At 69.4% G+C, this 22,049-nt stretch carries 15 protein-coding genes and 6 pseudogenes; 10 read left to right on the top strand and 11 right to left on the bottom strand.

The window, feature by feature from the left end; translation table 11 throughout:
• Positions 1 to 41: 41 nt before the first annotated feature.
• The 9 genes and pseudogenes from FRZ33_RS08595 to leuS all read right to left on the bottom strand — a co-directional run bounded on the left by FRZ33_RS08595 (position 42) and on the right by leuS (position 11,708).
• Positions 42 to 3,860 carry a YhdP family protein gene (locus FRZ33_RS08595; protein WP_146909069.1) on the bottom strand — a complete coding sequence of 1,273 codons (3,819 nt, stop codon included), beginning with the start codon at positions 3,858 to 3,860 and terminating at the stop codon, positions 42 to 44.
• 8 nt (positions 3,861 to 3,868) lie between these two features.
• Positions 3,869 to 5,352 (bottom strand): annotated as a pseudogene (gene rng / locus FRZ33_RS08590) (ribonuclease G).
• A 13-nt stretch (positions 5,353 to 5,365) separates the two neighbouring features.
• Positions 5,366 to 5,934: pseudogene (locus FRZ33_RS08585) on the bottom strand (Maf family protein).
• Between the two features lie 64 nt (positions 5,935 to 5,998).
• A complete protein-coding gene (rlmH, locus tag FRZ33_RS08580) occupies positions 5,999 to 6,469 on the bottom strand; it encodes a 23S rRNA (pseudouridine(1915)-N(3))-methyltransferase RlmH (protein ID WP_146909067.1) in 471 nt (156 codons plus the stop codon).
• Positions 6,466 to 6,854 (bottom strand): annotated as a pseudogene (gene rsfS, locus FRZ33_RS08575) (ribosome silencing factor). The gene rlmH and the pseudogene rsfS overlap by 4 nt, the downstream one beginning before the upstream one ends.
• 31 nt (positions 6,855 to 6,885) lie before the next feature.
• Positions 6,886 to 7,543: pseudogene (gene nadD / locus FRZ33_RS08570) on the bottom strand (nicotinate-nucleotide adenylyltransferase).
• Positions 7,540 to 8,586, bottom strand: coding sequence for a DNA polymerase III subunit delta (gene holA, locus FRZ33_RS08565; protein ID WP_146909065.1), 1,047 nt, complete (start codon positions 8,584 to 8,586; stop codon positions 7,540 to 7,542). Before holA ends, nadD begins: the two are co-directional and overlap by 4 nt.
• Positions 8,586 to 9,077 (bottom strand): LPS-assembly lipoprotein LptE, encoded by a 492-nt coding sequence (locus FRZ33_RS08560; protein ID WP_146909062.1) that lies wholly within the window; start codon positions 9,075 to 9,077, stop codon positions 8,586 to 8,588. Before FRZ33_RS08560 ends, holA begins: the two co-directional genes overlap by 1 nt.
• 14 nt (positions 9,078 to 9,091) lie before the next feature.
• Positions 9,092 to 11,708: pseudogene (leuS, locus tag FRZ33_RS08555) on the bottom strand (leucine--tRNA ligase).
• A 115-nt stretch (positions 11,709 to 11,823) separates the two neighbouring features.
• Between leuS and FRZ33_RS08550 the strand changes: the two are divergent.
• Positions 11,824 to 13,119, top strand: a complete 1,296-nt coding sequence (locus tag FRZ33_RS08550) for a metal-dependent hydrolase family protein (protein ID WP_146909061.1) — start codon at positions 11,824 to 11,826, stop codon at positions 13,117 to 13,119.
• A gap of 8 nt (positions 13,120 to 13,127) precedes the next feature.
• Here FRZ33_RS08550 and FRZ33_RS08545 read toward each other — a convergent pair whose 3' ends face one another.
• A complete protein-coding gene (locus FRZ33_RS08545) occupies positions 13,128 to 13,250 on the bottom strand; it encodes a helix-turn-helix transcriptional regulator (RefSeq protein WP_425480580.1) in 123 nt (40 codons plus the stop codon).
• Positions 13,251 to 13,334: 84 nt separating this feature from the next.
• On the bottom strand, positions 13,335 to 13,961 hold the full coding sequence (locus FRZ33_RS08540; RefSeq protein WP_146909059.1) for a hypothetical protein: 627 nt from the start codon (positions 13,959 to 13,961) through the stop codon (positions 13,335 to 13,337).
• Between the two features lie 135 nt (positions 13,962 to 14,096).
• On the opposite strand from FRZ33_RS08540, the gene trxA reads away from it, so the two are divergent.
• The 9 genes and pseudogenes from trxA (at position 14,097) to FRZ33_RS08500 (ending at position 21,917) form a co-directional block, all read left to right on the top strand.
• Positions 14,097 to 14,963 (top strand): thioredoxin, encoded by an 867-nt coding sequence (gene trxA, locus FRZ33_RS08535; protein ID WP_146909057.1) that lies wholly within the window; start codon positions 14,097 to 14,099, stop codon positions 14,961 to 14,963.
• A gap of 38 nt (positions 14,964 to 15,001) precedes the next feature.
• A complete protein-coding gene (locus FRZ33_RS08530; RefSeq protein ID WP_146909055.1) occupies positions 15,002 to 15,460 on the top strand; it encodes a DUF4442 domain-containing protein in 459 nt (152 codons plus the stop codon).
• Positions 15,461 to 15,588: 128 nt separating this feature from the next.
• Positions 15,589 to 15,747: a hypothetical protein gene (locus FRZ33_RS15180; RefSeq protein ID WP_158637163.1), complete on the top strand. Its 159-nt coding sequence runs from the start codon at positions 15,589 to 15,591 to the stop codon at positions 15,745 to 15,747.
• Positions 15,722 to 16,375, top strand: a pseudogene (locus FRZ33_RS16190) (serine/threonine-protein kinase); the annotation flags it as partial. The gene FRZ33_RS15180 and the pseudogene FRZ33_RS16190, both read left to right, overlap by 26 nt.
• A gap of 287 nt (positions 16,376 to 16,662) precedes the next feature.
• Positions 16,663 to 17,868 (top strand): formylglycine-generating enzyme family protein, encoded by a 1,206-nt coding sequence (locus FRZ33_RS08520; protein ID WP_158637162.1) that lies wholly within the window; start codon positions 16,663 to 16,665, stop codon positions 17,866 to 17,868.
• An 18-nt stretch (positions 17,869 to 17,886) separates the two neighbouring features.
• On the top strand, positions 17,887 to 18,537 hold the full coding sequence (locus FRZ33_RS08515; RefSeq protein ID WP_146909050.1) for a DUF502 domain-containing protein: 651 nt from the start codon (positions 17,887 to 17,889) through the stop codon (positions 18,535 to 18,537).
• On the top strand, positions 18,534 to 19,298 hold the full coding sequence (locus FRZ33_RS08510) for a queuosine precursor transporter (RefSeq protein WP_146909048.1): 765 nt from the start codon (positions 18,534 to 18,536) through the stop codon (positions 19,296 to 19,298). Before FRZ33_RS08515 ends, FRZ33_RS08510 begins: the two co-directional genes overlap by 4 nt.
• Before the next feature lie 93 nt (positions 19,299 to 19,391).
• Positions 19,392 to 21,197: a DUF885 domain-containing protein gene (locus FRZ33_RS08505; protein WP_146909046.1), complete on the top strand. Its 1,806-nt coding sequence runs from the start codon at positions 19,392 to 19,394 to the stop codon at positions 21,195 to 21,197.
• 237 nt (positions 21,198 to 21,434) lie between these two features.
• On the top strand, positions 21,435 to 21,917 hold the full coding sequence (locus FRZ33_RS08500) for a hypothetical protein (protein WP_146909045.1): 483 nt from the start codon (positions 21,435 to 21,437) through the stop codon (positions 21,915 to 21,917).
• The last annotated feature ends 132 nt before the right edge of the window (positions 21,918 to 22,049 follow it).

The following is a 22,049-nucleotide window of genomic DNA, read 5'->3' as shown; positions in this document are numbered from 1 at the left end:
CGGAGGCATAGCCTGACAGATGCGGCCCGCCGTCGCCTGCTTCAAGGCTGGCGCGCGGCCGGAGGCACCGTCTGCGGCGGCCCCTTCTCGACCACCTCGACCTTGGGGTCTTTCCAGGGTCCGGTGACGCGGTACACCGTGCGCGCCGCCTGTTTCAGCGGATTCTGAAGCACCGCCTGCGCCACCGCGCCCGCGGCCGCACCGACCGGGCCGCCGACCACCAGGCCGAGCGCCGGCAGCACGCCGCCGGTCTTGGGCAGCACCTCGATGCGCTGGTCGTATTCCTCGCGGCGCAGGTCGGTGGAGCCGCTGACCCGGATCTCCGCGGCCGGGCCGTTGATCTGCAGCAGGTCGGTGCGGGCGAACCCGTCGGCGAACACGAATTCGCCGCTCATGGTGTTGAAGGCGAAACCCTTGTTGAAGAAGTCGCTGAAATCCAGGCTCAGCCGGCGCGGGATCTCGGTCAGGCTTATCAGGCCCAGCACGCGGCCGCCGCCGCCCGGTTCAACTTCCAGAAGATGGCCTTCACCGACATCGGCCTGCAGCCGGCCGGTGAAACGCGACAGGGCGAAATTGCCGGGCGAGCCGACCCAGCTGCCGTCCAGGCGGCCGCGGGTCTGGCCGTCGTCCACCATGCCGGCCAGGCCGAACGCGCCCAGCAGTTCACCCAGGCTGCTCGCACTGAACTCGACTTCGAACCGTGAACGGCTGGCGCCTTCGCCGGCACGCAGCCAGTCGCCGTTGGCCAGCAGTTCGAGCGTGGGCGAATTCGTGCTGAAACGTTCGATGCGCAGGCCGTCGGGCAGCGGCACCGCCAGCAGTTCGGACTTGCCCAACTGCAGCATGCCCAGGCGCAGGTCCTCGACCGTGAAGCGCAATGGCGGCAGCTTGCCCGGATCATCGCTGAGCCCGGCGTCGGCGGCAGCCTGCTGTTCGGCGCTGGGTACGGGTTTTTCCGGCCAGTGCAGGCGCGCGAACTCGCCGCTGACGCCCTGGCTGAGCACGTTCGGGACGGTGACCGTGCCGGCGATCGCCGGTCCCTCCAACCGCACCCCGGTGCTGTCCGGACCACGCTGCAGCTGCAGCCGGGTTTCGGCGAAGGGCGACCCGAGCAGGTCGAGCGTGGCGACCCGCAGGTCCACCTCCTGCAGCGCCCCGGTCCCTTCGCCTTTCGCGGCGAAGGCGATCCAGCCGGCGGCGTCCAGGCGGTCGGTCGCGCCGCGCACCACCAGGCCCCGGGCCGGCAGGGCAATGCTGTCGCCGGTGCCGAACTGGATCACGCCGCTCATGGCCTCGTCGTCACCGATGCGGCCGCGCAGGCGCATCTCCGAACCCAGGCTCAGGTTCACTTCGCCCGCGCCGACCGGCAGCGGTGCCTGCAGGCGCAGCGGCATCGGCGTGTCGGCGGCCTTGGCCAGCGGTGCCGGCAAGCCGACCGTGGTGCCGACCAGGTCGGAATCGACGCGCAGCTGGGCGGGCGGCGCCACTTGTCCGGCAGGCGCCTGCGGAATGCGCACGTCCACGGTCCAGGCGCTGCTGCCCTGCAGCCATTCGTTCAACCAGCCCAGCGGTTCGTGCCGCGCCAGCAAGGCCTGCGGCGGCAGCTCGCCTTCGAGCGTGGCACGTGCTGCCAGCTCCGGTTCGCCGGTGAACACGCCGACCAGCAGGCTGAACCGCGCCGGCCGGTCCTCGAACAGCACCTCGAGCTGTTCGGCGGCGAAACCCTGGTCGCTGAAACGCGTGCGGCCGTTGACCTTGCTGAAGTCGATCTGCCAGCGCGGATCGGACAGTTGTGCGTCCTGGAGGTCCAGCGTGCCTTCGATGCGGCGGCCGGTGAGGTGTTTGGCCAGCGGCAGGTCCAGGTCCAGCGCCACCGTCGCCGGCCCGCGGATGCGGGCCTTCAGCAGGTGTTCCTCGTAACGCTGGCGCAAGGGGCTGGACAGCATCAGCGCCTGCAGCGATTCGCCGTTGGCCGGCGAGTCGATGTCGAGCACCAGGCGCGGATCCTTGAAATCGGCGATGCCGCCCGCGACGCGGCGCACGCGGTTGCCCTGGATCATGCCCTCGCCTTCCAGCGCCATGCCCGGGCCATCGAAACTCACGTCCAGGTCCAGCGCTTCGGCCGGGGGCCATTCGGGATTGAAGGCCACGCGGGCCTGCATCACCCGCGCGCGCGCATCGAAACGGCCCTGCCCCTCGCGGAACGGCCAGTCGTCGAGGTCGCCGGCCAGCACCGCCCGTCCATTCTCGACCCGGCCGTCCTGCAGCGCGTTGTCGAGCCAGTCGATGGTCGCCGGCGGCATCTTCCCGACCACCCAGAACTTGTGCGAGGTCACCACGGTGGACGGATCCACGGTCGCCGCCAGGTCCAGGCGCGGACGCGTGCCGTCGGCGGGAAACTGCAGTTCGGCGCGCAGGCGGGCACCGAAGTCGGGGCCACGCACATGCAGGCCGGCGGCGCCCGCGGTCCAGCCCACGCCATCGCGCCACCAGCCCAGGGTGCCGTCCAGTTGCACGTCGAGCGGCTGGCGGAAACGCGGCCAGTCGAAACGCGCCGGCCCTTCGTCCAGGCGCAGCACGCCGCCGGCCTGGTCGAAGGCGGTGCTGCCGGTCAGGCCCTGCAGCCCCGGACTGTTGCCGTAGGGGCTCCAGCCGACCGCGTCGAACCGCGCCGAACCCGACCAGTCACCGCTGCGGCCGTGCACGTTCACGTCCCGCAATTCGCCGTCGGGAGCTGCTTCGTGCAACCAGCGGCGCAGTCCTGCGGGCACGGCGGGACTCAGCGTCGCCAGCGCACGCGCCGGCGCCAGGTCCATGCGCGGCGCCTGCAGCGCGAAGTGTTCGCCACCCGCGAGCCACAGGCCGTCGAAGCTGCGCGGCTCCTGGCGTCCGCTCTCGTGGAAGTTCAACTGCGGCGCATGCAGTTGCCAGCCATTGGCGTCGGCCTGCCAGCGCGCCAGCAGGTCGGCTCGCAGAAAAGCCACCGGCGGCGATTCCATCCGGCCGTCCTCGCGCAGACGCCAGGGCTGGCGCGAGCCCAGCGCCAGCGGCGCGAAATCGGCGCGGCTGCGCACGTCCATGATCCGCTGTGCCTGGATGCGCGCCCACAGGTCGAGGTCGCCGGCGCCGGACACCACCAGGCCGGTATCGGCCAGCAGCGGCGACCATTCATCCAGGCGCAGGTCCTGGCCGCCTACCCAGAGCTGGCCCGACCAGTCGGCGCGCGCGAGGTCGGCCACCGCGTTGAGCGGCCGGCCCCGGCGATCGGCCCAGGCGCGCACGCCGGCGGTGACCTGCGAATCACTGACGCGCAGGCGCAGGTCCACGCGCGGCAACATCAGTTCGGAGCGCCATGCCGCCGAACGCACGGTCAGGCGCGCGCGCTCGACCTGCAGTTCACCCAGCGCTTCCAGCGTGTCCAGCGGATCCACGCCCGGCTGCGGCTCGAACGGCAGGCCGGCCATGCGCCAGCGCCGGTCCTCGCCCTGCTCCAGCCGCAGCGACAGTTCGCGCACCTTGAGCTCGGTGAGGTGGCCGCCCGGCAGCAGGCCCGAATAAACCGCCACCAGCAGCTCGGCGCGGCCGATCTCGAGGCGGCGGCCTTCGGTGCCGATGCGCAGGTCGTCGAGGATGAATCGCGGGCCGCGCCGGGTCCATTCGCCCACCGCGCGGGTGAACGACACCGGCTGGCCGAGGCGTTCGCCGAGCCAGCCGGCGACCTTGTCGGGATGGCGTTCGACCAGCGGCAGCAGCTGGTTGAGCGCGCCGACCAGGGTGGCGGCCAGGATCAGCAGCACCAGCACGCCGTACCCCAACAGGCGGCGCGTGTGGCGGATCCGGCGGCGCAGCGCGCTGGGCATGCCCGTGTTTACAGCAGCACCACGTCGTATTGTTCCTGCGCGTACTGCTCGTCGGCCTGGAAGCGGATCGACTTGCCGAGGAACTCCTCCAGCTCGGCCACCGCGGCCGACTCCTCCTCGGTGATCTTGGTCACCACTTTCGGCGACGCGATCACCAGCAGCTGCGAGGCCTCGAACTGGCGCACCGCGCGGGTGATCTCGCGGAAGACTTCATAGGTCAGCGTTTCCGCGGTCTTCAGCGTGCCGCGGCCGCCGCATTCGTGGCAGGGCTCGCACAGCTGGCGCTCGAGGCTTTCGGTGGTGCGCTTGCGGGTCATCTCGACCAGGCCCAGCGGTGAGAACTCGTGCACCGAGGTGCGGGCGTGGTCGTGCGACAGGCCCTTCTCGAGCGTGCGCAGCACCTGCCGCCGGTGCTCGTCGTCGGTCATGTCGATGAAGTCGATGATGATGATGCCGCCCAGGTTGCGCAGCCGCAGCTGGCGCGCCACCGCCTGCGCGGCCTCGAGGTTGGTGCGGTACACCGTCTCCTCGAGGTTGCGCTGGCCGAGGAAGCTGCCGGTGTTCACGTCCACCGTCGCCATCGCCTCGGTCTGGTCGATGATCAGGTAGCCGCCGGACTTGAGCGGCACTTCCTTCTGCATCGCGCGCAGGATCTCGTCCTCGACGCCGTACAGGTCGAAGATGGGCCGCTCGCCCGAATAATGTTCGATGCGTTCGGCCAGGATCGGCATGAACTGCGCGGCGAAGGCGCTGAGCTTGTCGAAGGCCTCGCGCGAATCCACCCGCACCTTGTCCACGTCCTTGCGCATCAGGTCGCGCACGGCGCGCAGCGGCAGCGCCAGGTCCTCGTAGATGCGCTGCCCGACCTTTGTGCTGGCGCTGGCCTCGCGGATCACGTCCCAGGCGCGGCGCAGGTAGGCCACGTCCTCGGCCAGGGCCTCGGCCGGCTGGCCTTCGGCATTGGTGCGCACGATGTAGCCCTGGCCGCTGCCGTTGGCCTGTTCGGACACGACGGTCTTCAGGCGCGTGCGTTCGGCCTCGTCCTCGATGCGCGCCGACACGCCGAGCACGCGCGAATGCGGCAGGAACACCAGGTAACGCGACGGGATCGAGATCTGCGTGGTCAGGCGCGCGCCCTTGCTGCCGATCGGGTCCTTCACCACCTGCACTACGATTTCCTGGCCTTCGTGCACCAGCGAATTGATCGGCGGCGTCGGGCCCGGCGCCGGCGGCGGTTCGTCGCCCTCGCCGGCCTGCGCCAGCGGCACCTTCAGGATGTCGGAGGCGTGCAGGAAGGCGGCGCGGTCCAGGCCGATCTCGACGAAGGCGGCCTGCATGCCGGGCATCACCCGCTGCACCCGGCCCTTGTAGATGTTGCCGACCACACCGCGGCGCGAGGCGCGCTCTATGTGCAACTCCTGCAGCATGCCGTTCTCGACGACCGCCACGCGGGTCTCCCGGGGGTGACGTTGATCAGGATTTCTTCGGACACGCGCTTCCCCGGGTCAGTCGATCAGGCCGAACCCGCGCAGCAGGCGGGCGGTCTCGTGCAGCGGCAGGCCCATCACTCCGGTGAAGCTGCCGGAGAGATGGGAGACGAAGGCGCCGCGCGCCCCTGGATGGCATAGGCGCCGGCCTTGCCGAAACAGTCGCCGGTGGCGATGTAGGCGGCGATGCGTTCGGGCGTGAGTTCTTCGAAGGTGACGTCGGAAATGCTGGTCGCGTGCAGTTCACGGCCGGCGCTGACCAGCCAGACCGTGGAGATCACCCGGTGCGTCCGGCCCGAAAGCTGCGCCAGCATGCGCGCGGCATCGTCGGCGTCGGCGGGTTTGCCGTATACGCGGTCGTCGAGCACGACTTCGGTATCGGCACCGAGCACGACCGCACTCGGGTTCGCCACCACCGCCAGCAGGCCGGCACCGGCCTTCTCGCGGGCTACTCGGCTGACGTAGGTTTCCGGCGGTTCGCCGGGCAGGCGCTGTTCGGGTACATCCACGTCCAGCAGGCCGAATTGCAAGCCGAGCTGGCTCAGCAGGTCGCGGCGGCGGGGCGATTGCGAGGCGAGATAGAGCATGGCGCAAGCATAGCCGCTGCGGCCGGAGTCCGGCAGCCGGCGGCGGGGCCGCGCTGGCCGGGGTTCAGGCCCGGTGATAGGGGTGGTTGGCGAGCAGGCTGGCGGCGCGATAGAGCTGTTCGGCCAGCACCAGGCGCACCAGCATGTGCGGCAGCGTCAGCGGGCCGAGCGACCAGCTTTCATCCGCCGCGGCGATGACTTCCGGCGCGTGGCCTTCGGGCCCGCCGATCAGGAAGGCGAGATCGCGGCCCTGGCCGCGCCAGTGTTCCAGGCGCTGGCCCAGCTGTTCGGAGGAATACGGTTTGCCGCGGCCATCGAGCGTGACCACGTGGGCTCCACGCGGCACGGCGGCCAGCACGCGGGCACCCTCGTCCGACATCGCGCGGGCGGCGTCGCGACCCTTGCCGCGCATTCCCGGCGCGACTTCGTGCAGATCAAGCGGCAACCAGTGCGACAGGCGCTTCTGGTATTCGGAAAACCCGGCGGCGACCCAGTCGGGTGCGCGTTCGCCGACGGCGATGAGCCGTGCCTTCACTCTTCCGGCGGCTGGTCGCCGACGGTCCAGAGGCGCTCGAGCGCGTAGAACTCGCGCACGCGCGGCAGCATCACGTGCACGATCACGTCGCCCAGGTCCACCAGCACCCACTCGGCCTCGCGCTCGCCTTCGACGCCCAGCGGCATCACGCCGCACTTCTTGGCGAAACGCACCACTTCGTCGGCCACCGACTTCACGTGCCGGGTCGAAGTGCCGGACACCACCACCAGGTAGTCGGCGATGCTGGTCTTGCCACGCACATCGATCTCGACGGCATCCTTGGCCTTCATCTCCTCCAGCGCCAGGTGCACCTGCTTGAGGATCGCCTCCGGCGAGGGGCCGGGTCGGGCATCTTGGTCTTGATGACGTGGGCTTGGGTGGTCAACGGGGTGCTCGACGGGGAAAGACGGGCCGCATTATACGCCGCCGGGGCCTTCCTGGCCCCGATACAGGCGCTTTTCGGCGATGTAGGCCTTCACCCCGGGGCCAGCCAGCCACCGTCGTCATCACCTGTCCGCAGTCGCCGCCGCAGCTCGGTGGCCGAGGCCGGGTGCAGTGGCATCTCCAGCCTGAGCAGCCGTCCGGCCGGCACCGCGGCCAATGCGTCGGGCGCCTCGTGCCAGCGGCCGGCGCAGGCCGCCGCCAGGTCCGGCGGCAGGTCCTGGAGGTCGTGTCCGGGGCGCACGGCCACCACGAAGTGCGCCAGCGCCATCAGCTCCGGCCAGTGGTGCCAGCCGGTGAGGCCACGGAAGGCATCGGCACCCACCAGCCAGGCCAGCGGCGCCGCGGGGCCACGTTCGGCCCGCAGTTCGCGCAGGGTGTCCACGGTGTAGGACGGCCCGGCACGCTGCAGTTCGCGCCGGTCGACCCGCCAGCCCGGTTCGCCGGCGATGGCCAGTTCCAGCATGTGCGCGCGCTCCGTGGCCGAGGCGCCGGGCGCCGGGCGGTGCGGCGGATCGGCCGCCGGCAGGAAAGCGATGTCGGCCCCTGGGCCGCACGGGCGGCACGCGCCACCGCGAGGTGGCCGGCGTGGACCGGATCGAAGGTGCCGCCGTAGAGCAGCGCCAGGCTCATGAGGCCAGCAGCTTGCGTCCGCGCGCGTCGGCGATCGCCACCAGCAGGCGTTCCAGCAACAGCCAGGGATCTCCGTCGCCGCGCCCCTTGGCGGCGCGGTCGATGCGGCCGCACTCGGCCGCGAAGCGTTCCCAGCGCGAGGCCGGGTGCCGTTCCAGCGCACGCCGGTACACGGCCTGCTTGCTGTCCCAGATGCGTGCCTCACGCATCGCCGCCACCACGTTGCCGGATTCGGCGGCGCGGGACAGCGTGCACAGGCCCAGCACTTCGCGGGCGACCATCGGCATCAGCCCGGCGACCTGTTCGCCCTCGCCGCGCAGTGCGGCCAACATGCGCACCGCGCGCACGGCCTCGCCGGCCAGCGCGGTGTCGATCAGCTTGAACACGTCGAAGCGCGAGGAGTCGGCCACCAGCCGCTCCATCTGTTCGACATCGATGGCCTCGGCGCCGGGTCCGCGGGCGCCGCCGCCGACCAGCAGGGCCAGCTTGTCCACTTCCTGCGCCGCCGCCAGCAGATTGCCCTCGACCCGGTCGGCCAGGCGCCGCACCGCATCGGGCGTGGCGACCAGGCCGCGGCTGCGCAGCCGGCGCTGCAGCCACTCGCCCAGTTCATGCGCCTTCAGCGGATAGACCGGCACCAGGTGTCCGGTTTTCGCGATCGCCTCGCTCCACTTGCCGGTGTGCGACTTGCTCCACTCCTGGGCGGTGATCAGCAACACGGTGTCGGGCGGCGCCTTCTCGCAGTATTCGCGCAGGGCCTCGCTGCCTTCCTTGCCGGGTTTGCCGGTGGGCAGGCGCAGGTCGAACAGGCGACGGCTGGCGAACAGGCTGAGCGAGGCCAGGCCCTGGGTCAGCGTGTTCCAGTCGAAGCGGGCATCGGCGTCGTAGACCTCGCGCTCGCCGTAACCTTCTTCCCTTGCCTTGGCGCGGATGGCGTCGGCGGCTTCCTGCACCAGCAGCGGTTCGGCGCCGGCCACCGGGTAGACCGGCCGCAGCGTCTCGCCGGCCAGCTGGCGTTCCAGGCGGTCGGCGCGCAGCTCCATCAGTCCGCGCGCAGCGTTGCGTCCAGGCGCCGCAGGATCGCCGCCTGCATGTCGCGGCGCAGTTCTTCCTGGATCAGTTCCTGCTCGGCAGGGCTGCCGGCCTGCGCCTTGGCGTCGTAGGTGTACTCGCGCCGCAGCTCGATCGTCTGCGGCGACAGCAGGCTCGCGCCTTCCGCGTCGGTCAGCTCGAACCGCACCCGGTAGACGGTTTCGTACTCACGCACGCGCGCAGTCGCGTCCACGGACAGCGGGCGGGTCCGAAGGTTTTCCGAACGCACCCGCAGCGTGGCCGACGGCTGGCCCTCGACCGCTGACTGCGCACCGGCGCGCTGCAGCGCCACCGAAAGACCCTGGGCCAGCGGGCTGTAGGGATCGGCGGTGACCACCTTGACCGGGCCCAGTTCCTCGGCCAGCGCCAGCGAGGCGCGCGGGCGGAAACCGCAGGCCGACAGGGCGGCGACAAGGCAGGCCAGGAGCAGCAGTCGAGACATCCCATTCACTCCGATCACCCCGCGACGATGTTGACGATCTTGCCCGGCACCACGATGACCTTGCGCACCGACAGGCCCTCCATGAACTTTTGCACGTTCGGCTCGGCCAGTGCCAGCGCCTCGATGGTGTCCTTGCCGGCATTCACCGAGACCTCGATGGTGGCGCGCAGCTTGCCGTTCACCTGCACCGCCAGCACGGCGGCCTCGCGCACCAGCGCGGCCGGGTCGGCTTCGGGAAACCCTGGTCCTCCAGCGTCGCTTCCGGATGCCCCAGCAGCTGCCAGAGCGCATGCGAGGTGTGCGGGGTGATCGGGTTGAGCAGCAGGGTGACGGCCTCGAAACATTCCTGGCGCAGGGCGCGGCCCAGGCGCTGGCATCGTCGAACTTCGAGATCGCGTTCAGCAGCTCCATCACCGCGGCAATGGCGGTGTTGAAAGTGTGGCGGCGGCCGTAGTCGTCGCCGACCTTCTGGATGGTCTCGTGCAACTGGCGGCGCAGGGTCTTCTGCGCACCATCGATCGTGGCCGCGTCCAGTGTCGACACCGGGCCCTCGGCGACATGCCGGTGCACCTGCGCCCACAACCGGCGCAGGAAACGCGACATGCCCTCCACGCCCGCCTCGTTCCACTCCAGGCTCTGCTCGGGCGGCGCGGCGAACATCGAGAACAGGCGCACGGTGTCGGCGCCGTACTTGTCCACCATCAGCTGCGGATCGACGCCGTTGTTCTTGGACTTGGCCATCTTCTCGGTGCCGCCGATCTGCACCGGCAGGCCGTCGCCGCGCAACACGGCGCCGGTGGCGTGGCCCTTGGAATCGCGCACCACGTCCACGTCGGCCGGGTTGAACCACTCGTTCGGCGCGCCCGGGTTCTCGCGATAGAACGTGTCGGCGATCACCATGCCCTGGCACAGCAGGTTGGTCGCGGGTTCGTCGCTCTTCACCAGGCCCGCGTCGCGCATCAGCTTGTGATAGAAGCGGAAGTACATCAGGTGCAGGATCGCGTGTTCGATGCCGCCGATGTACTGGTCCACCGGCAGCCAGTAGTCCGCACGTTCGTCCACCAGGTCGGTGGCGCCGGGCGAGGTGTAGCGCGCGTAGTACCAGCTCGACTCCATGAAGGTGTCGAAGGTGTCGGTCTCGCGTTCGGCCGGGCCGCCGCAAGCAGGGCAAGCAGTGCGGCGCCACTCCGGGTCGGCCTTGATCGGCGAGGCGACGCCGGTGAAGGCGACGTCCTCGGGCAGCACCACCGGCAGCTGGTTTTCGGGCACCGGCAGCGCGCCGCATTTTTCGCAGTAGATCACCGGGATCGGGCAGCCCCAGTAACGCTGGCGGCTGACGCCCCAGTCGCGCAGGCGGTAGTTCACCCGGCGCTGGCCCCGGCCATCGTCGGCGAGTTTTTCCGCCAGCGCGTCGAAGGCGGCCTGGTAGCCCAGGTTGTCGAGATCGCCCGAATTCACCACGCGCATGCGCGGGTCGGCCTTGTCGGCGTACCAGTCCTGCCAGCGGCCGGCGTCGTAGGTTTCGCCCTCGATGGCGATCACCTGTTTCACCGGCAGGCCGTACTTGTGCGCGAACTCGAAGTCGCGCTCGTCATGGCCCGGCACCGCCATCACCGCGCCGGTGCCGTAACCCATCAGCACGAAGTTGGCGACCCACACCGGCACCTTGTCGCCGCTGACCGGATGGATGGCATGCAGGCCGGTGAAGATGCCCTTTTTCTCCTGCGTCTCCAGCTCGGCCGCCGACACGCCACCGCGGCGGCACTCGTCCACGAAGGCCTTCACGTCGGCATTGCCGCACGCCGCCCACAGCGCGACCGGGTGTTCGGCCGCCACGGCGACGTAGGTGACGCCCATCAGCGTGTCCGGACGCGTGGTGAACACGGTCAGCGGGTCGGCCAGGGCCTCCATCGCGAAGGTGATCTCAGGGCCTTCGCTGCGGCCGATCCAGTTGCGCTGCATGGTCTTCACCGCGTCGGGCCAGCCGGGCAGCGTGTCCAGGCCGTCCAGCAGTTCCTGCGCGTAGTCGGTGATCTTGAGGAACCACTGCGGGATCTCGCGCTTTTCCACCAGCGCGCCGGAACGCCAGCCGCGGCCGTCGATCACCTGTTCGTTGGCCAGCACGGTGTGGTCCACCGGGTCCCAGTTGACGACCGAGTTCTTGCGGTAGACCAGGCCCTTGGCCATCAGCCGCGTGAACATCAGCTGTTCCCAGCGGTAGTAGTCCGGCTGGCAGGTGGCGAAAGTGCGGGTCCAGTCGTAGGCGAAACCCAGCCGCGAGAGCTGGTCGCGCATGTGTTCGATGTTGGCGTAGGTCCACTTCGCCGGCGCGGTGCGGTTCTTGATCGCGGCGTTCTCGGCCGGCAGGCCGAAGGCGTCGAAGCCCATCGGCTGCAGCACGTTGTATCCCTTCATGCGCCGGTGCCGGCTGATCACGTCGCCGATGGTGTAGTTGCGCACGTGGCCCATGTGCAGCGCGCCCGACGGATACGGCAGCATGGACAGGCAGTAGTACTTCGGGCGCGACGCGTCCTCGGTCACGCGGAACGCGCCGGTGGCCTGCCAATGGGACTGCGCGGCGGTTTCCACCGCCTTCGGATCGTAGGCGTTGGGGTCTTGGATGTCGGACATGGGGTTGGGGCAGGGAAAAATCAGGCCGCCAGCGTAACAAATCGGGGCGGGGCTTGGCTCCGGCGGCGGTGCCGCCCGGCTGGTTATGATCGGCCCTCATCCCGGAGACCTGCCCATGCGCCTGACCCGCTCCCTGTGCCTGACCCCGCTCGCCCTGGCCCTTGCCCTGCCCGCGGCCGCGTCCGCCGAAACCCTGGCCCTGCACTGCGGCCAGCTGTTCGACAGCGCCGCCGGCCGCAGCCGCGCCGACCAGACGGTGGTGGTGGCGGACGGCAAGGTGCGCGAGATCCGCGCCGGCCACGGCCCGGTCGAGGGCGCGCGGTCGGTGGACCTGGCCGGCCACACCTGCAGCCCGGGCTGGATCGACCTGCACGTGCACCTGAGCGGCGAGTCCAACCCGCAGAGCTATTCCGAAGGCTTCCGGCTCAACCCCGAGTTCACCGTGCTGCGGTCGGTCGGTTTCGCCCGCAAGACGCTCGACGCCGGTTTCACCACCGTGCGCGACCTGGGCGGCGAGACCACCCTGGCGCTGCGTGACGCCATCAACCAGGGCCTGGTGCCCGGTCCGCGCATCTACGCCGCCGGCAAGTCCATCGCCACCACCGGCGGCCATGGCGATCCCACCAACGGCCTGAACCATCTGCTTGCCGATGCGCTGGGCATGCCCGGCCCGGCCGAGGGCGTGGTCAACAGCCCCGACGAGGCGCGCGCAGCCGTGCGCCAGCGCTACAAGGACGGCTCGGACGTGATCAAGATCACCGCCACCGGCGGCGTGCTGAGCTACGCCAGGAGCGGCGATGGCCCGCAGTTCACCGTGGACGAAGTGCGCGCCGTGGTCGAGGCCGCCAAGGACTACGGCTACCGCGTCGCCGCGCACGCACACGGCAAGGAAGGCATGCGCCGCGCCGTCGTCGGCGGCGTGACCACGATCGAACACGGCACCTACATGGACGACGAGATCTTCGCGCTGATGAAAAAACACGGCACCTGGTACGTGCCGACGATCGCCGCCGGCCGCTTCGTGGCCGACAAGGCCAGGATCGATGGTTTCTACCCGGCCGTGGTGCGGCCCAAGGCCGCGCGCATCGGTGCGCTGATCCAGGACACCTTCGGCCGGGCCTGGCGGGCCGGGGTGAAGATCGGCTTCGGTACCGACTCGGGCGTGAGCCTGCACGGCGACAACGCCGCGGAGTTCGTGTTCATGGTCGAGGCCGGCATGCCGCCGGCCGAGGCCCTGCGCACGGCCACCGTCAACGCCGCGGAAGTGCTGGGCGTGGCCGACATCGGCCAACTGGCGCCGGGTTTCCGCGCCGACGTGGTGGCGATGCCGGGCGATCCGCTGGCCGACATCAACGTGGTGCGGAAGGTCGACTTCGTGATGAAGGACGGCGTGGTCGTGCGCTCGCCCTGACCGACGGCTCACGCCTCCCAGCGGAACACGTCTTCCACGCCCGTGCCGAACGCGCGGGCGATGCGGAAGGCCAGTTCCAGCGACGGCGCGTACTTGCCGGCCTCCAGCGCGATGATGGTCTGGCGGGTCACGCCGACCGCTTTCGCGAGGGCTTCCTGTCATTTCGCCGTGCTCGAAACGCAGCCGGCGGATGTGGTTGGTGATCGGCGTGCCGGTCATGGCCGCCGGTCCCACCAGTAGGAAACCGCCGCGACAGCGTATTCGACCAGGCCGTGCCAGACCAGGGCGAACACCAGCAGGTGCGCGGTCGTGATCGGCGTGGCCCATTCCAGGCGCTCGGCCGGCGTGAAACCGAACATCACCGCCAGCCCGATCACGCAGAACACCAGCGCGATCCGCGCCCAGCCAGCGGCGCGCACTTCGATGTCGCGGTCGCGCTCGTCCTCCAGCACCTTGCCCTGCCAGCGCCAGCGCAGCACCTGCGCGATCACCGCCCAGGTGATCAGCAGCAGCACGATGTTGCGGCCGATGCGGCCCAGGTCGCGCAGGTCGTCGGCGCCGGCGATGACATCCGCCTTGGCCAGCAGGTAGCCCGCAACCACCGCGGTGAACCCGAAGCCGATCCAGGCCCGCCACTCGCCCGGCGACACGGCATCGTCGAGCTCACCGCGCGGCGCCACCGAAATGCCGTGCACCGCGGTCCAGGTCACCAGCACCAGCAGACCGAAGCCGAAGCCTCCCGGGTCCACGCCCAGGACGTCCTTCGGTCCCGCCAACAGCAACCAGAACGCCACGCCCGCCAGCACCACCAATCCCGCCAATCCCCACTTCGGCCAACGCATGGTCTTCTCCACCTGACTAAATGTCATGTGCAGATTACATTTCCCTCCGGAAATGTCAAGTACACCGGACATTGGCTTGTCATCCCCCGGGGCTGGCACCATCTGGCGGATCTAGTGCCATTCCCCGGATCCCCCATGAACGCCGCCGCGCCCGCCCACGTCTTCGACGCCAGCCTGCCCACCTTCGAACAGGACGTCCTGCTCAAGTCGAAGGAGGTGCCGGTGCTCGTGGATTTCTGGGCCACCTGGTGCGGCCCCTGCAAGACCCTGGGCCCGGTGCTGGAAAAGCTGGCCGCCGAGTTCAACGGCGGTTTCCTGCTGGCCAAGGTGGACGTGGACAAGGAACAGCAGCTGGCCGGCTATTTCCAGATCAAGTCGGTGCCGACCGTGATGCTGGTGAAGGACGGGCAGATCGTGGATGGCTTCCCGGGCGCCCTGCCCGAAGGCCAACTGCGCGAGTTCCTCTCGCATCACGGCGTGGCGCCACGCGAAGTGGTCGAGGAAGCCGCGCCGGTCGAAACCGCCCCGCTGGATCCGCATGAGGAGGTGGTGCGCCTGCGCGCCGCCGTGCACGCCGAACCGGAACAGGAAGAACTCAAGCTCGACCTGGCCCTGGCCCTGCTCAAGACCGGCGGCGTGGCGGAAGCGGAACAACTGCTCGACGCCCTGCCCGCCAACCTGGCCCAGGACGACCGTGCCCTGCGCGGCCGCGCGCGCCTGGGTTTCGCCGCACTGCTCAAGGACGCGCCCCCGGTGCCGGTGCTGGAAGCGGCGATCGCCGCCGACCCGGCCGACCTGCGCGCGCGCCACCTGCTGGGCGCCCACGCCATCGTCGGCGGCGATGCGCAGGCGGGCCTGGAGCAGTTCCTGGAGATGCTGAGCCGCGACCGCAACTTCCAGGACGGCCTGCCGCGCAAGGCCCTGATCGACGCCTTCCGCGTGGTCGAGGATGAAGACCTGGTCGGCGCCTACCGCCGCAAGATGGCTTCGCTCATCTTCTGAATACCGCGTATCGCCCTGCAAGGAGCCCGAGTCGCCGCATGAAAGCCTCCCGCCTGCGCCTGCTGCTGAACATCTGGCCGCCGTTCCTGTTTTCCGGCATCCATGTCACGCATGTCGCCGACGACTTCAGCCATGCGCGGGTCGAACTGCGGCAGCGCTGGTACAACCGCAACTACGTCAAGACCCATTTCGGCGGCAGCCTGTTCGCGATGACCGATCCGTTCTGGATGATCATGGTGCTGCGCCGGATGGGCCCGGATTACCTGGTCTGGGACCAGGCCGGCGAGATTCAGTTCCTGAAACCCGGCAAGGGCACCGTAGTGGCCGAATTCCGGCTCGAGGAGGCGCTGCTTGACGAGATCCGCGCCGCCGCGGCTGGCGGCGAGAAGGTGCTGCGCTGGTTCGAGGTGGACGTGCGCAATACCGCCGGCGAAGTCGTGGCCCGGGTCCGCAAGCAGATCTACGTGCGCCGCAAGCGCGACCGCCCCGAGGCCTGATCCCCCCCCGGGAGCCGCGCAAGACCGGAATGTGAGCCATTTCACACTTTCACAAATGGCTTGCCAGCCCGGCCGGCTGCCGTATGCTGGCCGTCCCGACCCCCGTCCCCGCCAGACCCGATCGCGCCATGCAGCAGGAAGAAGAACTCTCCCCTGACGAACTGACCGCGCTGCTCTCCAGTTACATGCCGGAGATCCCCGGTTACCGGGTGCTGCGCCGGATCGGCAAGGGCGGCATGTCCCAGGTCTGGGCGTGCAGGAATCGCTGGACCGCCAGGTGGCGGTGAAGGTCATGTCGCCGGCGGCGCTGACCGACGAAATATCAAGCAGCGCTTCGAACACGAGGCGCGCACCATCGCCAAGCTCGAACATCCCTGCATCGTCGGCATCCACGAGGTCGGACGCACCCGCCAGGGCCTGCTGTATTACGTGCTGCCCTACCTGGCCAAGGGCCACCTGGGCCAGCGCGACTTCACCCACGACGAAGACCGCGTGCTGGAAGTGCTGCGCTCGCTGCTGTCGGCGCTGGAATACGCGCATGCGCGCGGCATCGTGCACCGCGACGTCAAGGCCGAGAACGTCCTGTTCGACAACGCCGACCGGCCGCTTCTCACCGACTTCGGCATCGCCCTGTCCAAACGCGACCAGACCCGCATCACCACCGCCGGCCTGGCGGTCGGCAGCGGCGGCTACATGGCGCCGGAACAGGCACGCGGCGAAGTGGTGGACGGCCGCGCCGACCTTTACAGCGTCGGCGTGCTGGCCTACGAACTGCTGATGGGCCGGCTGCCCTACCAGGCCGCGGACCCGCTGGCGCTGGCGCTGATGCACGCGCAGGATCCGGTGCCGCGCCTGCCGCCCGAGAAAAAACACTGGCAGCCGCTGCTCGACCGGGCGATGGCCAAGTCGCCGGACAACCGCTATCGCAATGCGCAGCAGATGCTGGGCGCGCTGAACCAGATCGCCGCCGGCAAACCGCCGGAGCAGAAGTTCGACTGGGGCAAGGTGCGCGAATACGCCGAGGCGCGCTGGAAACCGGCACTGGCCACCCTGGGTGGCGTGCTGATCGCGATCGCCACGGTCACCTGGCTGCAGCGCGACCGCACGCCGGAACCGCAAACCGATTTCTTCACGGTCGAGGACACCACCCCGCCCCCGAGCCCGCACCGCAGTCCGAGCCTGCCGAACCGGTTCAGGCCCCGGTGGACGCGGCCCTGGCCCAGGCCGCACAGCCTGCCCAGGAGGCGCCGACGCAGCCGTTCTCGCAGGTCAGCGCCGAAATCCAGGTCACGCCGCTGGACTACGACCCCACGCACGCCGGCGCCCGTGAACTCGCCGCCGCCCGTCGCCAGATCGACCGCAACCGCCTGAGCCTGCCACCCGGCGACAACGCCATGGACTCGCTGCGCGAAGCCCGCAGGCTGGCGCCGCGCGAACCCGCGCTGTACCGCCTGTCCGACGAAGTGATCACCTACTACGCGCCCAAGGTCGTCGAGGCCGTCACCGCCGGCAACGACGACGAAGCGCAGGAGACCCATGCCCGCATCGCGCCCTTCGTCGCCGAGATGGAGCGTGCGAAAGGCAAACCCTGGGCCGCCATGCACGAAGCGCTGCCGCCCCTGCTGCTCGCCCGGCTGCAGGACGAACTGAAGAAACTCGACAGCGTCGCCGTGGCCCGCACCAAGGCCCTGGCCACCGCACTGGAAGTGCCATCCGAAACGCTGGAGCCCGCCTGGTCGCAGGCGATCGAACTGCCCAAGCCCGGCGATGCCCTGAAAGACACCGGCGTAGCCATGGTCCTGGCCAGCCTGCCGCGCGGCGGCCGCCCCGGATTGGCAGCGATGCGCCACGAAGTCACCCGCAGCGAATACGCCGCCTTCGCCTCCGGCAGTGGCCGCCCCGCGGCGCGCTGCCGCAACCGGCTGGTGCCGATCTCGCTGAAGAAGCGCAGCTGGGACGACCCCGGTTTCAACCAGGGCGGCAACCACCCGGCGGTGTGCGTGAGCTACGACGATGCGCGCGCCTACGCGCAGTGGCTCAGCCGCCGCACGGGCAAGGACTACCGCCTGCCGACCACCGCCGAATGGCGGCCGCTGGCCGACTACCGCGGCAGTGGCAACGCATGCCGCGACGGCCGCATCGACTGCGGCAGCGAAGGTACGGCGGCCGCGTCGCAGGGGCCAGCCAGTCCGATCGGCCTGAGCGGCGCACGCGGCAACGTCCGCGAATGGCTGGCTGACTGCGGCGCCCGCGGCTGCCAGCGCCGCATGGTCGCCGGCCTGGGCTGGCGCGACACCACCCGCACGCCGGCCACGCACATGGACGACTTCGATGCCGACACCGGCTTCGACGACATCGGGTTCCGGCTGGTGCGTGCGGTCAGCGCCGAGGAACTGGGCGTCCGCTAGTTGCCCTACAATCGGCGCATGCGAAGACTCCGCGCCTATTTCTTCACCGGTCTGCTGACGCTGCTGCCGATCTGGCTGGTCTGGATCGTCTTCAAGTTCGTGCTGTCGCTGCTTTCGGACATCAGCCAGCCGTGGGTCGGGCCGGTGTCGAGCAACCTCGCCGCCGCGCATCCGGAAATGCTGGGCTGGATGGACGACCCCTGGGCGCAGGCCGGTTTCGCCGTGGTCGGCACGGTGCTGGTGATCGTCGCCGTGGGCGCACTGGCGCGGCGAGTGGTCGGCCAGCGCCTTCTGGCCTGGTTCGAGGCGCTGATCGCACGCATCCCGCTGGCCAAGACCGTGTACGGCAGCGCACGCAAGCTGCTGGACCTGCTGCAGACCAAACCCGACGGCACCCAGCGCGTGGTGCTGATCGACTTCCCGCACCGGGACATGAAGTGCGTGGGGTTCGTCACCCGCGTCGTCACCGAGGCTGGCACCGGCCGCGAGCTGGCGGCCGTGTACGTACCGACCACGCCCAATCCGACCTCGGGTTACCTGGAGATCGTGCCGGTGGACAAGCTGACGCCGACCGACTGGACCGTGGACGAAGCCATGGCCTTCATCATCTCGGGCGGCGCGGTCAGCCCCGACGTCATCCCGTTCGACAGGACGGAGCCGCGCGCGTGACCGGACAGGAACGCGCCAGTCGCCTGTTCCTGGTGCTGGCGGTGTTCTTCATCGCCAATGCGCTGCTGGCCGAGTTCATCGGCGTGAAGATCTTCGCGCTGGAAGAAACGCTCGGCCTGTCACCGTTCAAATGGAACCTGTTCGGCCAGAGCGGCTCGTTGAACTTCACCGCCGGCACCCTGCTGTGGCCGATCGTGTTCGTGATGACCGACATCATCAACGAGTTCTACGGCAAGCGTGGCGTGCGTTTCATCAGCTGGCTGGCGGTGGTCGTGATCGTGTACGGCTTCGTGTTCGCCTACCTGGCGATCTCGCTGGCGCCGGCGTCGTGGTGGGTGGGCGTGGCCGCCGACCAGGGCGTGCCCGATTACCAGAAGGCCTTCGCGGCGGTGTTCGGACAGGGAATGTGGACCATCGGCGGGTCGGTCACGGCCTTCCTGGTGGGCCAGCTGATCGACGTCAGCGTGTTCCACCGCATCCGCCGCGCCACCGGCGAACGAATGGTCTGGCTGCGCGCGACGGGCTCCACCTCCGTGTCGCAGCTCGTGGATAGTTTCATCGTGCTCTACATCGCCTTCGTGCTGGGCCCGCAGCAGTGGGGCATGGACCTGTTCCTGGCGGTGGGCACGCTGAACTACACCTACAAGATGGCCGCCGCGATCGCCCTGATCCCGTTGCTGTACCTGGTGCGCCGCGCCATCACCGCCTTCCTCGGCCGCGACCAGGCCGGGCAGCTGCGCGCCAGCGCGGCGCGCAGCTGATCCGTCGCGCCCGCCTCATCCGTGACCTTTGGCCTAGGCAGCGCCCGTGCGCAGCAGCCATGCTGCGCCCTTCCCCGTTGCCCGGAACCCGCCATGACCCTGCGTCCGCTCGCCCTTGCCCTGGCCCTTGCCCTGGCCGCCTGCCAGCCCACCGCCGAAGCGCCGGCGCCGGAAACGGCCACCGTCGTGCAGCCGGCCGAACGTGCCGCCCAGCTGCAGACGCTGTACGCGGATTTCTGGGAGGCGGCGCTCCAGCTCAATCCGCTGCAGGCCACCTTCGTCGGCGACAGCCGCTACAACGACCAGTTGCCGGACTTCTTCAGCGCCGACTACCGCGCCAAAACCGAAACCTTCAACCGCGAATGGCTGGCCAAGGCCCAGGCCATCGGCAGCGACGGCCTGTCGGGCCAGGACCTGCTGAGCTACGAGATCTTCGTGCGCGACCTGGAACTCGAGATCGAGGGCGAACGCTTCCCGGGCTGGCAGATGCCGCTGAACCAGTTCTACAACCTCTCGGGCCAGATCGCCCAGCTGGGTTCGGGCACCAGCGCCCAGCCGTTCAAGACCGTGCAGGACTACGACAACTGGCTCAAGCGCGCCGCCGCCGTGCCGCAGCTGCTGGCGACGATGCAGGCCAACATGCGCGAAGGCATGGCCGCCGGCGTGGTGCAGCCGAAGGTGCTGATGCTGAAGGTGATCCCGCAGCTCGACGCGCTGGTGAAGGACAAGCCCGAGGACACCCTGTTCTGGCGCCCGATCGCCGAGATGCCGGAAGACTTCAGCGCCGAAGACAAGGCGCGCCTGACCGAGGCCTACCGCGCCCTGGTCGCCGACCAGCTGATGCCGGCCTACCGCGACCTGCGCGCCTTCGTGAACGACGAATACCTGCCGGCCTGCCGCGACACCGTTTCGCTGAGCGCCCTGCCCGACGGCGAGGCCTGGTACGCCTACCGCGTGAAGCAGTCCACCACCACCGACCTGACGCCCGCCCAGATCCACGACATCGGCCTGGCCGAAGTGGCGCGCATCCACGGTGAAATGGACGCGGTGATGCAGCAGACCGGCTTCAAGGGCACGCGCGAGGAGTTCTTCGAATTCGTCACCAAGGACAAGCAGTTCGAATTCGCCACCGAGGAGGAACTGCTGGTCGCCTATCGTGCGCTCGAGGCCAAGGTCAACGAGAAGACCGGCGAGCTGTTTTCGCTGATTCCGAAGGCCGCTTTCGAGATCCGTCCGGTGGAGCCGTTCCGCGCCCAGTCCGCCGCCGGCGGCAGCTATATGCGTCCCAGCGAGGACGGCAGCCGCCCGGGCGTGTTCTACGTCAACACCTACGACCTGCCGACCCGCAAGCGCTGGGACGCCGAAAGCCTGTTCCTGCACGAGGCGATCCCGGGCCATCACTTCCAGCTGGCACTGCAGCAGGAACTGACCGGCCTGCCGAAGTTCCGCCGCTTCGGTGGCGAGATCGCCTTCAGCGAAGGCTGGGGCCTGTACGCCGAATCGCTGGGCAAGGAACTGGGCGTCTACACCGACCCCTATCAGTATTTCGGCCGCCTGCAGGCCGAGATGTGGCGCGCGATCCGCCTGGTGGTGGACACCGGCCTGCACAGCAAGGGTTGGACCCGTGAACAGGTGATCGAGTACATGAAGGCCAACTCGGCCACCAGCGACACCGAGGCCGTGGCCGAGACCGAGCGCTACATCGCCATCCCCGGCCAGGCCCTGGCCTACAAGATCGGCGAGCTGAAGATCAAGGAACTGCGCGCCCGCGCCGAAGCCGAGCTGGGCGACAAGTTCGACATCCGCGGCTTCCACGCCGAAGTGCTGCAGGACGGCTCGGTGCCGCTGGCGGTGCTGGAAGCCAAGGTGGATCGCTGGATCGCGGCGCAGAAGGACTGAGCCCGACCGGTGAACCGCAGCTGAAAGCCAAGGGGCCGGCCATTGCCGGCCCCTTTGTTTTCAAGGGTCATGGGCCTCCGGGCCAACTTGCCTGCCCGTGGGATTCAGGCTAATGCTGTTCGGGCGGGTTCCGGTTGATGCCGCCCGCGGCTCCGCCTGCGCAGTGTTGGATCCGTTTCCGCGCATGACGTGAGCCTGCCGTCTCCCGTCGGAATCCAGCCAAGCGAGGACACACTCATGCAGCGCCGATCGATTTTTCTCTCCACCCTTCCCTTCATCGCCGGCCTGGTGCTTGTCGCTGGCGCGAGCACCAGCCCGGGCACGGCTTCGGCCGCGAAGGGCGAATGCGGCTACGTCACCGCGTCCGAAGGCATTCCGCCCGAATCCGAGGGCATCTACCCGGCCTTCATCACCCAGATCGACGGCAAGAGCACGGGCGTCGGCAGGCGGGAGCGGGTCAGCGCCGGCACGCACACGCTGACCATCAGCGAACAGATCCCGCCCCAGGACCTGAGCAAGACGGAGATCGTCGAGATCAAGCAGATGAAGCGCCGTGAGGACGCGCGCGCCTACAAGAAGCTGGAAGTGAACGTCGAGCCGGGCACCACCCTGCGCATCGGCGTGCGCCTGCTGCGCGACCGGCTCGACATCGACAGCATCAAGGCCAATGAGTACTGGGAGCCCGTGGTCTGGGAGACCGTGCCCACCTCGTGCCGGTGAGCCGACTGCCGGTATTGGCACTGCAGGATGAACCTCGGCGCGGCGACCCTGCGCCATGAATCGACGAGCCGGCATACGCCGGCTCGTTGTTTTCAGGGGCCGGCCCCTGAGTGATATCCCTCTCATTGACAA

The sequence above is a fragment of the Arenimonas daejeonensis genome (assembly GCF_007993735.1).
In the GTDB taxonomy this organism is placed as follows: Bacteria; Pseudomonadota; Gammaproteobacteria; order Xanthomonadales; family Xanthomonadaceae; genus Arenimonas; species Arenimonas daejeonensis.
The sequence above is the reverse complement of the archived record's forward strand: the minus strand, read 5'-3'. Positions and strand labels throughout refer to the sequence as shown.

Coding starts and splice junctions, on each gene's coding strand:
- FRZ33_RS08560 (WP_146909062.1), bottom strand. CDS start 9,077: ATGTCTCGACTGCTGCTCCTGGCCTGCCTTGTCGCCGCCCTGTCGGCC.
- FRZ33_RS08515 (WP_146909050.1), top strand. CDS start 17,887: ATGCGAAGACTCCGCGCCTATTTCTTCACCGGTCTGCTGACGCTGCTG.
- FRZ33_RS08500 (WP_146909045.1), top strand. CDS start 21,435: ATGCAGCGCCGATCGATTTTTCTCTCCACCCTTCCCTTCATCGCCGGC.
- trxA (WP_146909057.1), top strand. CDS start 14,097: ATGAACGCCGCCGCGCCCGCCCACGTCTTCGACGCCAGCCTGCCCACC.
- FRZ33_RS08540 (WP_146909059.1), bottom strand. CDS start 13,961: ATGCGTTGGCCGAAGTGGGGATTGGCGGGATTGGTGGTGCTGGCGGGC.
- FRZ33_RS08505 (WP_146909046.1), top strand. CDS start 19,392: ATGACCCTGCGTCCGCTCGCCCTTGCCCTGGCCCTTGCCCTGGCCGCC.
- FRZ33_RS08530 (WP_146909055.1), top strand. CDS start 15,002: ATGAAAGCCTCCCGCCTGCGCCTGCTGCTGAACATCTGGCCGCCGTTC.
- holA (WP_146909065.1), bottom strand. CDS start 8,586: ATGGAGCTGCGCGCCGACCGCCTGGAACGCCAGCTGGCCGGCGAGACG.
- FRZ33_RS08595 (WP_146909069.1), bottom strand. CDS start 3,860: ATGCCCAGCGCGCTGCGCCGCCGGATCCGCCACACGCGCCGCCTGTTG.
- FRZ33_RS15180 (WP_158637163.1), top strand. CDS start 15,589: ATGCAGCAGGAAGAAGAACTCTCCCCTGACGAACTGACCGCGCTGCTC.
- FRZ33_RS08550 (WP_146909061.1), top strand. CDS start 11,824: ATGCGCCTGACCCGCTCCCTGTGCCTGACCCCGCTCGCCCTGGCCCTT.